This is a genomic window from Pseudooceanicola sp. HF7 (genome assembly GCF_011806405.1).
In the GTDB taxonomy this organism is placed as follows: domain Bacteria; phylum Pseudomonadota; class Alphaproteobacteria; order Rhodobacterales; family Rhodobacteraceae; genus Pseudooceanicola.
The window spans coordinates 1-12,900 of record NZ_JAATOW010000008.1 but is presented as its reverse complement, the minus strand read 5'-3'; the positions used below and the strand labels follow the sequence as shown (position 1 = coordinate 12,900).

At 65.5% G+C, this 12,900-nt stretch carries 16 protein-coding genes; 9 read left to right on the top strand and 7 right to left on the bottom strand.

What is annotated here, in order from left to right; all coding sequences use genetic code 11:
- The first annotated feature begins 103 nt into the window (after nucleotides 1-103).
- From HCZ97_RS06305 to pnp, 4 genes are all read left to right on the top strand, one after another.
- Entirely contained in the window at nucleotides 104-505 is a 402-nt protein-coding gene (locus HCZ97_RS06305) for a hypothetical protein (protein WP_167687840.1), read from the top strand.
- 197 nt (nucleotides 506-702) lie between these two features.
- Nucleotides 703-972 (top strand): 30S ribosomal protein S15, encoded by a 270-nt coding sequence (gene rpsO, locus HCZ97_RS06300; RefSeq protein ID WP_167687839.1) that lies wholly within the window; start codon nucleotides 703-705, stop codon nucleotides 970-972.
- Nucleotides 973-1,329: 357 nt separating this feature from the next.
- Nucleotides 1,330-1,746 (top strand): response regulator, encoded by a 417-nt coding sequence (locus tag HCZ97_RS06295; protein ID WP_167687838.1) that lies wholly within the window; start codon nucleotides 1,330-1,332, stop codon nucleotides 1,744-1,746.
- 318 nt (nucleotides 1,747-2,064) lie between these two features.
- Entirely contained in the window at nucleotides 2,065-4,197 is a 2,133-nt protein-coding gene (gene pnp, locus HCZ97_RS06290; protein ID WP_167687837.1) for a polyribonucleotide nucleotidyltransferase, read from the top strand.
- A 59-nt stretch (nucleotides 4,198-4,256) separates the two neighbouring features.
- Here the strand turns inward: pnp and HCZ97_RS06285 are convergent, their stop codons facing one another.
- The gene (locus HCZ97_RS06285; protein WP_167687836.1) at nucleotides 4,257-4,526 is read right to left on the bottom strand and encodes a DksA/TraR family C4-type zinc finger protein; all 270 of its coding nucleotides are present in this window, start codon (nucleotides 4,524-4,526) and stop codon (nucleotides 4,257-4,259) included.
- Between the two features lie 235 nt (nucleotides 4,527-4,761).
- Here HCZ97_RS06285 and HCZ97_RS06280 point away from each other — a divergent pair, with 235 nt between their 5' ends.
- Both HCZ97_RS06280 and HCZ97_RS06275 read left to right on the top strand, forming a co-directional pair.
- Nucleotides 4,762-5,475 carry a glycosyltransferase family 25 protein gene (locus HCZ97_RS06280; protein WP_167687835.1) on the top strand — a complete coding sequence of 238 codons (714 nt, stop codon included), beginning with the start codon at nucleotides 4,762-4,764 and terminating at the stop codon, nucleotides 5,473-5,475.
- On the top strand, nucleotides 5,472-6,326 hold the full coding sequence (locus tag HCZ97_RS06275; protein WP_167687834.1) for an alpha-1,2-fucosyltransferase: 855 nt from the start codon (nucleotides 5,472-5,474) through the stop codon (nucleotides 6,324-6,326). The genes HCZ97_RS06280 and HCZ97_RS06275 overlap by 4 nt, the downstream gene beginning before the upstream one ends.
- Here the strand turns inward: HCZ97_RS06275 and HCZ97_RS06270 are convergent.
- Complete coding sequence (locus tag HCZ97_RS06270; RefSeq protein ID WP_167687833.1) at nucleotides 6,321-6,719, bottom strand: hypothetical protein; 399 nt, start codon at nucleotides 6,717-6,719, stop codon at nucleotides 6,321-6,323. The genes HCZ97_RS06275 and HCZ97_RS06270 overlap by 6 nt on opposite strands.
- Before the next feature lie 39 nt (nucleotides 6,720-6,758).
- A complete protein-coding gene (locus HCZ97_RS06265; RefSeq protein WP_167687832.1) occupies nucleotides 6,759-7,412 on the bottom strand; it encodes a peroxiredoxin in 654 nt (217 codons plus the stop codon).
- A 320-nt stretch (nucleotides 7,413-7,732) separates the two neighbouring features.
- Here HCZ97_RS06265 and HCZ97_RS06260 point away from each other — a divergent pair, with 320 nt between their 5' ends.
- Nucleotides 7,733-9,184 carry an aldehyde dehydrogenase family protein gene (locus tag HCZ97_RS06260; protein WP_167687831.1) on the top strand — a complete coding sequence of 484 codons (1,452 nt, stop codon included), beginning with the start codon at nucleotides 7,733-7,735 and terminating at the stop codon, nucleotides 9,182-9,184.
- A gap of 195 nt (nucleotides 9,185-9,379) precedes the next feature.
- Here the strand turns inward: HCZ97_RS06260 and HCZ97_RS06255 are convergent, their stop codons facing one another.
- On the bottom strand, nucleotides 9,380-9,775 hold the full coding sequence (locus HCZ97_RS06255; RefSeq protein ID WP_167687830.1) for a VOC family protein: 396 nt from the start codon (nucleotides 9,773-9,775) through the stop codon (nucleotides 9,380-9,382).
- A gap of 123 nt (nucleotides 9,776-9,898) precedes the next feature.
- Between HCZ97_RS06255 and HCZ97_RS06250 the strand changes: the two genes are divergently transcribed.
- Nucleotides 9,899-10,927, top strand: coding sequence for a serine/threonine protein kinase (locus HCZ97_RS06250; RefSeq protein ID WP_217701731.1), 1,029 nt, complete (start codon nucleotides 9,899-9,901; stop codon nucleotides 10,925-10,927).
- Nucleotides 10,928-10,945: 18 nt separating this feature from the next.
- Here HCZ97_RS06250 and HCZ97_RS06245 read toward each other — a convergent pair whose 3' ends face one another.
- The 3 genes from HCZ97_RS06245 to HCZ97_RS06235 are packed head-to-tail and all read right to left on the bottom strand — an operon-like array spanning nucleotide 10,946 to nucleotide 12,489.
- On the bottom strand, nucleotides 10,946-11,593 hold the full coding sequence (locus HCZ97_RS06245) for an RluA family pseudouridine synthase (RefSeq protein ID WP_167687828.1): 648 nt from the start codon (nucleotides 11,591-11,593) through the stop codon (nucleotides 10,946-10,948).
- A gap of 48 nt (nucleotides 11,594-11,641) precedes the next feature.
- Entirely contained in the window at nucleotides 11,642-12,019 is a 378-nt protein-coding gene (locus HCZ97_RS06240; protein ID WP_167687827.1) for a GFA family protein, read from the bottom strand.
- On the bottom strand, nucleotides 12,019-12,489 hold the full coding sequence (locus HCZ97_RS06235) for a GAF domain-containing protein (RefSeq protein WP_167687826.1): 471 nt from the start codon (nucleotides 12,487-12,489) through the stop codon (nucleotides 12,019-12,021). The genes HCZ97_RS06240 and HCZ97_RS06235 overlap by 1 nt, the downstream gene beginning before the upstream one ends.
- Before the next feature lie 96 nt (nucleotides 12,490-12,585).
- Between HCZ97_RS06235 and HCZ97_RS06230 the strand changes: the two genes are divergently transcribed.
- Nucleotides 12,586-12,900: STAS domain-containing protein (locus HCZ97_RS06230; protein WP_167687950.1), on the top strand; the 315-nt coding region annotated here is incomplete at its 3' end.

The window sequence follows — 12,900 nt, the reverse complement described above, 5'->3', positions numbered from 1 at the left end:
ACAGCAGTTTAACTATGACTTGCCCGCCCCCGACATGCGACAAACCCTGCGAAGAAGGAGGGGTGACATGGGCAACACGGAGCGCTTCCGGGGAAGGATCAGCATGACACGTCAGGGTCGGGCGATGCCGGGGCGGGATACGCTTCTGGCGCGGATCGGCGCGATCCGGCACGCGATCGAGACGCAGGAACGTGCCCGGTGCCGGGCCGTGATCCGGCTTGGCGATCACCCCGTGGGGGCAGGCTCGGTCACCCGAATCGCGCGGCTTGCCGGCAGTGTCGACCGGCTGGAGCTGAGCTACCCCGAGGGCGCGCCCATGCCCGTCATCGAAATCCGCCCCGATGATGCGGCCGGCCTGACCCGCATCTTTGCCGACGGCTCCTGCATCGCGGTGCTGAGCGGCCCAGCCGCCCTGGAGCAGACCGACATCCGCCTGACCCGAGAGCCAGAGATCCGGCGCGGGGAGATTCGACGGGAGGAGTTTAGGCGCGGCAGGCCGGCCTGACGGATCGCGCAGGCCGAAGGGGACGATCGGCAGGCTGTGCCCCATGAAACCTTGAAGTTTCCGCTTCCCAAGCCGCGCCGAATCCCTTATCAGCGCGCAATCTTCCGAACCGGTCCTGCCGGGGCGGTGGACATCCATGGACCTTGCTGGACGACATCCCGGCTTGCGCCCCAACCCTCTGAACACAGGAGATCCCGATGTCGATCACCGTTGAAGAAAAACAACGCCTCATCAAGGAATACGGCACCAAGGAAGGCGACACCGGTTCGCCCGAAGTCCAGGTTGCCATCCTCAGCTCGCGCATCGCGACGCTGACCGAGCACTTCAAGACGCACAAGAAAGACAACCACGGCCGTCGCGGCCTGCTGATGATGGTTGCCCAGCGTCGTAAGCTGCTCGACTACCTCAAAGGCAAGGACGAGGGCCGTTACCAGGACCTCATCAAGCGCCTCGGCCTGCGTCGCTGATATCGCAGACCGCCGGTTGGAACGCCCGTCTCCGAAAGGAGGCGGGCGTTTTGCGTTGTGGGGGCGGTTTCATGGGGGCCTTTGCAGGTGCCTCAAGGCAGTCTTTGCGCCGCCGGGTCAGTGATCCCTGCAATCGCAGGCAGAGCCCGCCCACCGACAGGGGCAGCGGGCAAGCGGGGCCGATTCGACCAGCCGCGACCGAGTGCAGCCGCTTCATTTTGACTCGCGCCGACGTGGCGAAACCTTCCGAAAATGCAATCCCTGCTTGCAGGCAAAAGGGCGCGGGCCTAGTCTTTGGACAGACACGAGGGGCCCGAAACACCTGCCCCTGCGATGTTTGAGGGAAAGACAAACGTTTTGACTGACAGACCGCGGCCCTGCCACGTCCTGATCCTGCAGGACCAGCCACTGCTGAGGGAAGTCCTGGCCGACACGGGCCTGGCCGAAGGGTTTCACGTGCATTCCTGCCCGGACATGCCCGGCCTGCTTGCAACCCTTGCGGGTCTTGAAGGGCCGGTTCTGGCCTATATCGACATCCACCTGGAAGAGGGCGACGGATCGGAGTTGATCGGCCCGCTCAGCCAGCATGAAGGCCCCCTGCGGATCCGCTTCATGAGCGATGGCGGAAATGCCCATGCGATCGGCGCACGCATGATGGCAGAGGGGCGCGGGATGAGCGTGGGGCGGACCCTGCTCAAGCCCTTCCCCCATGAGACCTTCCGCGAGGCGCTGGAAAGGGACCTGGCCAGCCTGGAAGACGCCGACGCGGAGTGATCCGCAGTACCCCGTAAGCCCTTGCACGCAAGGGGCCGGCGCCGGGAGGGCCAGCGACTGGTCCCGCGCGCCCTTTCAGGCTGCGGTTGCGCGGACCCCGGGGCAGATTTCAGCCGAAGGTTGCGCGCCCTGCGGCGGGTGGCGGATGTGAATACCCTTCCCTCGGAGCCTGTTTTCCTGTATGGCCCGCCCATCTGAGACGTGGCGCGCAGACCCCCGCGCCGTGAAGCAAAGGATGATGGGGTCGGCGGCAATGGGGCCGCCATGCAAACGGGAGACCCGGGAAGGCCCGGGAGTGCTCCCCGTAAGGATACACCGATGTTCAACGTGACAACGAAATCGATGCAGTGGGGCGACGAAACGCTCACGCTGGAAACGGGCAAGGTTGCCCGTCAGGCCGACGGCTCCGTCATCGCCACTCTGGGCGAGACCTCCGTCATGGCCAACGTGACGTTTGCCAAGAAGCAGAAAGAAGGCCAGGACTTCTTCCCGCTGACCGTTCATTACCAGGAAAAATACTACGCCGCGGGCAAGATCCCCGGCGGTTTCTTCAAGCGTGAGGCCCGCCCCACCGAGAAAGAAACCCTGACCGCGCGTCTGATCGACCGTCCGATCCGCCCGCTCTTCGTGCCCGGCTTCAAGAACGAAGTCTTGGTGATGTGCACCGTGCTGAGCCACGACCTGGAAAACGACCCCGACGTCGTTGCCATGATCGCCGCCTCTGCCGCGCTGACGATCTCTGGCGCGCCCTTCATGGGCCCGATCGCCGGCTGCCGCGTGGGCTACTCCGAAGGCAACTACGTGTTGAACCCCTCTGTCGACGACATGCAGGGCCTGCGCAACAACCCCGAGCAGCGTCTCGACCTGGTTGTGGCCGGCACCAAGGACGCCGTCATGATGGTCGAATCGGAAGCCTACGAGCTGACCGAGGAAGAGATGCTTGGCGCCGTGACCTTCGCCCATGAGCAGATCCAGCCCGTCGTGGACCTGATCATCGACCTGGCCGAAGAGACCGCGAAAGAGCCCTTCGACTTCACGCCGCCGGATTACTCCGACCTGTTCGCAGCCGTGAAGGCCGCCGGTGAAGAGAAGATGCGCGCCGCCTACGCGATCACCGACAAGCAGGAGCGCACCACCGCCGTTGCCGCCGCCAAGGAAGAGATCAAGGCTTCCCTGACCGAAGAGCAGCTGGCCGATGACAACTTGGGCTCTGCGCTGAAGAAGCTGGAATCCGGCGTTCTGCGTGGCGATGTCGTCAAGAACGGCCGCCGCATCGATGGCCGTGCCACCAACGAAGTGCGCCCGATCGTGGCCGAGACCGGCATCCTGCCGCGGACCCACGGTTCCGCCCTGTTCACCCGTGGTGAAACCCAGGGCCTGGTCGTGACCACGCTGGGCACCGGCGATGACGAACAGTTCATCGACGCGCTGCACGGCAACTTCAAGTCGAACTTCCTGCTGCACTACAACTTCCCCCCCTACTCGGTCGGTGAAGTCGGTCGCGTCAGCGGCCCGGGTCGTCGTGAAATCGGCCACGGCAAGCTGGCATGGCGCGCCCTGCAGGCTGTCCTGCCCGCCGCCACCGATTTCCCCTACACGATCCGCATCGTGTCCGAGATCACCGAATCCAACGGCTCGTCCTCCATGGCGTCCGTCTGCGGTGGCTCGCTGTCCATGATGGATGCAGGCGTTCCGCTGAAGGCCGCCGTTGCCGGTGTGGCCATGGGCCTGGTGCTGGAAGACGATGGCGACTACGCGATCCTGACCGACATCCTGGGTGACGAAGACCACCTGGGCGACATGGACTTCAAGGTTGCCGGTACGTCCGAGGGCATCACCTCCCTGCAGATGGACATCAAGGTCCAGGGCATCACGCCCGAGATCATGAAGACCGCCCTGGCCCAGGCCAAGGAAGGCCGGATGCACATCCTTGGCGAGATGAACAAGGCGCTTTCGGGTGCCGCGGAATTCTCTGCCCATGCGCCGCGCATCGAGACCATGCAGATCCCGACCGACAAGATCCGTGAAGTGATCGGGTCCGGCGGCAAGGTCATCCGCGAGATCGTGGAAACCTCCGGCGCCAAGGTCGACATCAACGACGACGGCATCATCAAGATCGCCTCGTCCGACGGTGAAGCCATCCAGAAGGCCTACGACATGATCTATTCGATCGTGGCAGAGCCGGAAGAAGGCAAGATCTACAAGGGCAAGGTCGTGAAGCTGGTCGATTTCGGCGCCTTCGTGAACTTCTTCGGCAAGCGTGACGGCCTGGTGCACGTCTCCCAGATCGAGAACCGCCGCCTGAACCACCCCTCCGACGTCCTCAAAGAGGGCCAGGAAGTCTGGGTCAAGCTGGTCGGCTTCGATGATCGCGGCAAGGTGCGCCTGTCCATGAAGGTCGTGGACCAGGAGACCGGTGAAGAAGCTGCAAAGGAAGACGCGGCTGAATAAGCCCGCGCCCTCTGCGGATATCGGAAAGGCCCTGCGAAAGCGGGGCCTTTTCTTTTGGGCTACTTGAGCTGGCTGTCCTTGGAGCCGCGCCGGTTGATGCCGCCGCGCGCCTGGAAACGGCTGTCGCGTTCGGTCTGGCAATCGATGCAAAGCTTCACGCCGGGGCGGGCCAGGCGCCGCGCCTCGGGGATTTCCTCTTCGCATTCGGCGCAATGGGTCAGGCTTTCGCCCTGCGGCGCCGGCCGCGCCTTCAGGCGGTTGAGTTCGTCGTTGATCGAGGCTTCGATCTGTTCGCTGACTGCGCCGTCACGGGACCATCCACCGGCCATGTGCATCACTCCTTCGGGATGGAAAGAGTGTAGGCCTGCCGCGCCGCAAGTCAAATGGGGATGGTTCCGCAGGGGCAGGGCCCGCCGCCTAGGCGCCGACGGGAACGGCTTGTCCGGGAGGCGCCAGCCGACAACGGGCGAGCCCCCCTTACGGGGGTCGAGCCCGTGCACGGATCCGCCGGCGGCGCGTGCGGCGGGGCTGGACCGACGCGGGATTCACGCCTAAGCAGGCGAGATGGTCCAGTCCTATGTCATTCACCTTGATAGCAGCACCGCGCGGGAGCCCCTTGTGGACGCCCTGGCAGAGGGGCTGCCCGATCTGCATGTCGTGCCGGCGGTCAACGGGCGGGCCATGAGCCATGAGGCCGTGGCCGAGATCACCCGCGCCCGCCTCAAGCCAAAGTATCCCTTCGGCCTGATGCCCTCTGAAATCGGCTGTTTCCTGTCCCATCGCGCCGCCTGGGAGCGGATCCGCGATTCCGGCGCGCCCTTCGGCCTGGTGGCCGAGGATGACGTGGTGCTGGGCGCGGATTTCCCCAAGGCGCTTGAGTTGGCCATGGCGCACGGCGGGCCGGACAGCCTGATCCGTTTTCCGATGTCGCCGCGCGAAGAGCCGGGCAAAGTCATTGCAGAGGCGGGCGGCGTCAAGCTGTTCCGCCCCAAGGTGATCGGCCTGACGGCGGCGCTTTACCTGCTGGGCAGCGATGCCGCGGCCAGGCTGCTTGAGGCCTCGAGCACCTTCGACAGGCCCGTGGACACCTGGCTGCAGATGCGGTGGGAGACCGGGGTGGACAGCCTGACGCTCTGGCCCGCGCATATCCGCAGCGCGGCCGAGGATCACGGCGGCTCCACCATCCAGCGCAAGAAGACCCTCTGGTCAGAGATCGCGCGCACCTGGAAACGCGGCCGCTACCGGGCGGCCATTGCCCGGAGGTCGCGCGAGGCATGATCTACACGCGGTTTCACGGACGTACCGGCAACCAGATGTTCCAATATGCCGTGGGGCGGGCGCTGGCGAAGCGGCGCGGCGTCGGCCTGGTGGTGGATGACCGGCTGGCCCTGGCGCGGGGCGAAAAGAGCCTGAGCCGGATCTTCGATCTGCACCGCTCAGAGCCCGCGCGCATGCCCCCTTCCAAGCATGACCGCCCGTTGGCCTATACCCTGTGGCGGCATTTCGGCAGCAAGCCGAAGTACTGGCGCGAAAAGGGCCTGGGCTTTGACCCGGCGGTCCTGGCGGCCCCGGACGAGTCCTACCTGCACGGCTACTGGCAATCGGAGAAGTACTTCGCCGATGCCGCCGAACAAATCCGCGCCGATTTCGCCTTTCCGCCGCCAGAGGGTCGCAATGCGGAACTGGCAGAGCAGATCGCGGGCGGGCTTTCGGTTTCCCTGCACCTGCGGCGGGGGGATTACGTCAGTAATGCCTCCCACGTGATCTGCGGGCAGGCCTACTACGATGCGGCCCTGGCCGAGCTTCTGCCGCAGCTGGACGGCGAGCCGGTCATCTATGTCTTTTCCGATGAACCCGACTGGGCGCGGGAGAACCTCAAGCTGCCGGGCACGCCCGTCTTCGTGGATCACAACGGGGCAGACGCGGATTACGAGGACATGCGGCTGATGTCGCTGTGCCGGCACAACGTGATCGCCAACAGCTCCTTCAGTTGGTGGGGCGCCTGGCTGAATGCCACCCCCGGCAAGCGGGTCATGGCCCCGTCGCGCTGGTTCGGCAAGGCAGAGCTTTCCAACCCCGATATCATTCCGGACGGCTGGCAGAAGATCGCGGTGCCGGCGGGTTCATAGGGGCAGCAGCTCCCTGTAGACCTGCCAGAAATTGTCCCGCTCCACCGTAAAGGCAAGCGCGGGATGCTCCGCCAGCAGCGCCTTGCGCAGCGCGCCGGCCTCATGCAGCGAGGCCGCGTAGGCCAGGTAGGTCACCTCCCGGGGCGTGGCCTTCACCACGGCCAGCACCGCGCGCCCCCTGCCCGCGCCAAGGGTGCGCAGGCGGTCTTCCACGATGCCCGGATCACTGCCGGGCCGGGGCAGGGTCACGCGGCAGAGCACGCCGAAATCGAACCGTTCTTCCCAGTCCTCGAGCGCGCGGTTGATGCGCAGGCTCTCATCGCCCGCCGGCAGCTCCTGCCAGCGTTCGGGGGGCACGAAGGGCGATTTGCGACCGAAAAGGAAACCCAGCATGGGGGGTGGCCGGCCCCGCGAAGGGGCCGGCCCGCACCGTCAGAGCGGCGACTTGGCGAAGCGCAGATAGGGCAGCTTCTTGTCGAGCGTGCCGTATTTCTCTTCCGCGGCCGCGTCATCCAGGGACAGGGCCACGATCACGTCCTGGCCCACTTCCCAGTTGGCGGGCGTGGCGATCGGCGTGCCGAAGGTGGCCTGCAGCCCGTCCAGCGCGCGCAGCACTTCGGCAAAGTTGCGGCCCACGGACATCGGGTAGGTCATGGTCAGCTGCAGCTTCTTGTCCGGCGAGATGATGAAGACGGAGCGCACGGTGGCGCTGTCTGCCGGGGTGCGGCCATCGGGCAGGTAGGCTTCTGCCGGGAGCATGTCGAAGGCCTTGGAGACCTTCAGATCGCCATCGGCGATGATCGGGAAGGACGCGGGCGCGCCGGCGACGCTTTGGATATCGCCTTTCCATTTCTGGTGTTCTTCCACGCCATCGACGGAAACGCCGATGACCTTGGTGCCGCGTTTTTCCCATTCCGCCGCCAGCTGCGCCACGGCGCCGAACTCTGTCGTGCAGACGGGCGTGAAGTCCTTGGGGTGGGAAAAGAGAATGGCCCAGCTGTCACCGATCCAGTCGTGGAAAGAGATCTCTCCCTGGTCGGTCTGGGCGGTGAAATCGGGTACGGTATCATTGATACGCAGAGACATGCGTGTCCTCCGGTTCACAGGTTGCGTTGGCACAGAACCTAGGTGCGCTGCGTGCCGATTGCACCCCCTGAGACCTGCGTCAGATGCACACCTGTCACCTGAGTGCCATGTGAGGCCGGTGCGCCCCACCCGCGCGGCGGCCTTGCCGGGGCGCTGCGGACAGGCCTCACGGTGCCGCGACTGGATGCCGCTACGGGGGGATTGCGCCTTTTGCATGGCGGTGCCAGAGTGGCTGGGAAGCCTGTGAAAGAATGGTCCGCATTGCGGAAATACAGGCCCGAATGACCGGGGCACCGTCCCGCGCAAGTCAGGAGATCACGATGATCGAGAAACGCCAGTTCTACATCAATGGTGCCTGGGTGGACCCGGCGCAGCCGCGCGACCACCAGGTGATCGACCCCTCCACGGAAGAGCCCTGCGCGGTCATTTCCGTCGCCGGTGAGGCAGACGTGAATGACGCCGTGGCCGCCGCTAAGGCCGCCTTCCCCGACTGGATGGCGACCCCGCCGGAAGAGCGCATCGCTTATGTGGAAAAGATCCTGGAGATCTACGCCGAGCGGCGCGAGGACATCGCGCAGGCGGTCTCTACCGAGATGGGCGCGCCGATCGACCTGGCCCGCAACAGCCAGTGGGGCGCGGGCTTCGCCCATACGACCAACTTCCTGAATGCCGCCAAGGAGTTCAAGTTCACCCGCCCGCTGGGCGATCATGCCCCCGATGACCGGATCGTCTACGAGGGCTTCGGCGTCTGCGCCATGATCACGCCCTGGAACTGGCCGCTGAACCAAATCACGCTGAAGGTGATCGCCGGGCTGATCGCGGGCTGCACGATGGTGCTGAAGCCCTCTGAAGAGAGCCCGCTGAACGCCATGATCTTTGCCGAGGTCATCGATGCCGCCGGCCTGCCCAAGGGTGTCTTCAACCTGGTGAACGGCGATGGCGCCACGACCGGCACCGCGCTGACAGGCCACGAGGACGTGGACATGGTCAGCTTCACCGGCTCCACCCGCGCCGGCACCGCGATTGCCCAGAATGCCGCCAAGACGCTCAAGAAGGTTCACCTTGAGCTGGGCGGCAAGGGCGCCAACGTGATCTTCGCCGATGCCGACGACAAGGCTGTGAAGCGCGGCGTGCTGCACATGATGAACAACACCGGCCAGAGCTGCAACGCGCCCTCGCGGATGCTGGTCCAGCGCGAGATCTACGATGCCGCGGTGGAAGAGGCCGCAGCGGTCGCCAATGCAGTCACCGTCGGCTCGGCCCATGACGAGGGCAAGCATATCGGCCCGGTGGTCAATGCCGCCCAGTTCGACAAGATCCAGGGCCTGATCCAGAAGGGCATCGACGAAGGCGCGCGCCTTGTCGCCGGTGGTCCGGGTCGCCCCGAGGGCTTCAACCGAGGCTACTTCGTGCGCCCGACTGTCTTTGCGGATGCCAACAACCAGATGACCATCGCGCGGGAAGAGATCTTTGGCCCGGTGCTGACGATCATGCCCTTCGACACCGAGGAAGAGGCGATCGAGATCGCCAATGACACTCCCTACGGGCTGACAAACTACGTCCAGTCCACCGATGGCGCGCGCCGCAACCGCATGGCCCGCGCGCTGCGCTCGGGCATGGTGGAGATGAACGGCAAGTCCCGCGGCGCCGGGTCGCCCTTTGGCGGCATGAAGGCCTCTGGCCTGGGTCGTGAAGGTGGCGTCTGGGGGCTTGAGGACTTCATGGAAGTGAAGGCCGTCTCTGGCTGGGACAGCGATGTCGAACCGGCCTGACCGGGCCTGACAGACAGCAGGAATGGGCCCCGTGCGGATCGCGCGGGGCCCATATTTTTGCCCCGGGCCTGATGTCATCCGGGTGTCCCGGTCTTCGATGGCGCCGGGGGGCTTTGCCCCCCACGTTTGCCGGCCCCCTCCGCGGGGGCCGGCAAACGTTCCCCCCAGAGTTTCCTGGCAAGAAGAAAGGGGGCGTCAGGCGAAGCGGCAGCTGCGCTCCAGCACTTCGATCTCGTATCCGTCGGGATCCTTCACGAAGAAGAAGCGGCCGATCAGAGTGCCTTCGGGCGCGAAGGCGACGATGTCGCGCGGCGCAAGGCCTTCCTTGAGGAAGCGGGCGTGTTCCGCATCCAGATCCGCGACGGAGACGGCCAGGTGGCCATAGCCATTGCCCAGATCGTAGGCCTCCTGCTGGCCCTTGTTGACGGTTAGCTCAAGTTCGAAATCTGTTTCGGCATTGGAGAGGTAGATCAGCGCGAAATTCTCGAAATCGAGCTTCTCCGCGATTTCCAGCCCGAAGGCCCGGCGGTAGAAATCAAGCGAGGCGGCTTCATCCGTCACGCGGATCATGGAGTGGATCATCTTGGCCATGGCGGGTCCTTTTCCTTTGATATGTTGCAAGGTCTAGGGCGCGGCGCGGGCAAGGGGAAGGGGCCGGGCTTGCTCCGGGGGGGCCGGGCGCGCTAGATGCTGGGAAAGCCGCAGGAAAAGCCATTGTCCGAGCCACAGTTCATTCCCGTCACGGTCCTGAAACGCGATCCCTTCTCGGAGACCGTGACAGGCCACCTGTCGGATGCGCCGGAGCGAAAGCTTGCGCTGCGCAAGCTGGATGAGCTGCCCTGGTGGTCCTGGCCCGTCGCGCGCTACCTGGCCCGGCGCGAGGTGCGCGGGTTGCGCGCCGTGAAGGGGATCGAGGGCTGCCCGGAGCTGATCCGCTATGACCGCGAGGGCATCCTTCGCGACTGTTCAGAGGGCACGCCCTTGCCCCTTTCCTCTCCTTCCTTTGCTGCCTTTTCCCGCGACGCCCAGCGCCTGCTGCGCGAGATGATGCGCCTTTTCTTCACCCATAACGATATCGCCAAGCCGCAGAACTGGTTGCAGCGCCCGGATGGCGGCGCGGCGGTGATCGATTTCCAGCTGGCCTCTGTCCACCGGCTGCGTGGCCCGCTGTTCCGGACCATGGCCCGCGAGGATCTGCGCCACCTGCTGAAGCAGAAGCGCGCCTATGCGCCGGATCTTCTGACCCCGTCCGAACATGCGATGCTGAACCGCAAGGCCCTGCCCAGCCGGATCTGGATGGCCACCGCCAAGAAGCTCTACAATTTCGTCACCCGCCGCCTGCTGGACTGGTCCGATGGCGAGGGCACCGAAGACCGGATCGAGCGCGACGGCGATCAGATCGCCCGCCTTCTGGAGGCGGACGGGCGCATCCGCGCCCATGCGCTGGCCACCTATGCTCAGCCCGGCAAGGGCGTGGGGATCTACACCTTCGCGGAAACCGACCTGTCCCAGGGGGCCCTGCGCGCCCTGCTGCCCGAGGCCCTTTCGGAAAAGGTCCAGGCCGTCACCGCCCTGCCCCGGGACGCCGGCGGCGCGGCCCGGGTCGATGTGCTGGCGCTGGTCGCCGCCAATCGCCTGGATGAGCTGGAGCTGCTGCAAGCGCGCGATCCGGCCCTGGCAGAGACCCTGGCCCCGGTGATTGCCGGGCGGCAGAACCTGACGGATCGCATCCTGCGCAAGTGAGGGCCTGGAACGGGCCTTTCAGAACGGGGCCTTGGCCCGGAACCGCATGCCTTCGCCACCATCGGGATGCAGCAGGCGCAGTTCTTCCGAATGCAGCATCAGGCGGGGAAAGTCCCGCGCCGCACCCTCTGCATAGAAGGGATCGCCCAGGATCGGGTGGCCCAGGGCCAGCATGTGCACGCGCAATTGGTGAGAGCGCCCGGTCCTGGGGAACAGCCGCACGCGGCTTTCGCTGTCAGAGGTCTTGACCACTTTCCATTCGGTCTGCGCCGGCTTGCCGTTTTCATGATCGACCATCTGGCGCGGGCGGTTGGGCCAGTCGACGCAAAGCGGCAGGTCGACTTCTCCGGTCTTCGGTTCGAGCTTGCCCCAGACGCGGGCGACGTAGATCTTCTTGGTGCGGCGGTGTTCGAATTGCAGGCCCAAGTGGCGCTGCGCATGGGGCGTCAGGCCAAAGACCATGACGCCGGAGGTATCCCGGTCCAGCCGGTGCACCAGCAGCGCCGTGGGAAAGGCCGCCTGCACGCGGCGGATCAGGCAATCGGCCAGGTGTTCGCCCCGGCCCGGCACGGAAAGCAGGCCGCTGGGCTTGTCGACGACCAGGATCTCGTGATCCTCGTGCAGGACGGAAAGCGGGGTATCGGGCGGGTTGTAGCTGTCTGACATGGCAAACCTCTACGTCCTGGCGCGACCGAGGTCCATGGAGGAGGTGAGTCAGGGGATTTGCTGCGGTCCGGGCTCGATCTCGTAGTAATCGCCCTTTGAGCCGCAGTGGATGTGACGTTCCGTGATCAGACCGGAGGGACCATCGATGGAGCCCGAGGCGATGGAGGTCATGTCCTGCCCCTCGATCTGCCAGAACAGCGAGGATCCGCAGGTGGCGCAGAAACCGCGACGCCCCTGGGCGGAACTGGCGTACCAGCGCAGCGCCTGCGATCCGGTGATGGTCAGGCTTGCGGTCGGCACGGCGGTGGCGGACCAATAATGGCCCGAGGTCTTGCGGCACTGGCTGCAATGGCAGGCATGGGACGCCCGCGCCGGGGCGCCGCTTTCCCAGTGGACCGCCCCGCACAGGCAGGAGCCGCGCAGCATCACAGCCGCCCGAAGACAGAGGCCAGGATGGCCGAAAGCTGGCGGTCGTCCTCTGCGGTGAAGGCATCGGGCTGGTCACTGTCGATATCCAGCACCGCGATGACCTGCCCGGCCTTGTTGCGCACGGGAATCACCAGTTCGGACCGGGTGGAGCTGGCGCAGGCGATATGGCCGGGGAAGGCCTCTACATCCGGGACAAGCTGGGTTTCCCCGTTCCGGGCTGCCGCGCCGCAGACCCCGCGTGAAAACGGGATCACCAGGCAGCCGTGGCCGCCCTGGTAGGGCCCGATCTTGAGCAGCCCCGGTTCGGTCACCCGGTAAAAGCCTGTCCAGTCAAAGCGCTGGTCGGAGTGGTGGATTTCGCAAGCCAGGGTCGCCATCAGCGCGACCTCATCGGTTTCCCCCTCCGTGAGGGAGGCGATGGCGGCGGCAAGTTCGCGGTAATCCACTTTCAGGGTCTGGGGGCTCATCTGGGTCTCCGGTCCGGTCACAGGCTCATGTCCACGGATTGGTAAGGAATGCCCCCTAGCCTGTCCAGCAAGGACCAGAAACCGGAAGGTGCCGCGATGGATCTGACGACCACCACCACGGACGGCGTGACAATCGTCACGGTCAATGCCCTGCGGATCGACGCCGCGGTGGCGATCCAGTTCAAGGACCTCATGCGAGAGATCACGCGCGGGCTGAGCGGGCGGATCGTGCTGGATCTTGCGCAGGTCGATTTCATCGATTCCAGCGGGCTGGGTGCGATCGTCGCGGCGATGAAACAGCTGGAAAGCGGTGCGCAGCTTGAGCTGGCCACGCTGCGCCCCAACGTGGACAAGGTGTTCCGGCTCACGAGGATGGACGCGGTCTTTCCGATCCATTCCGGGGCAGAGGCT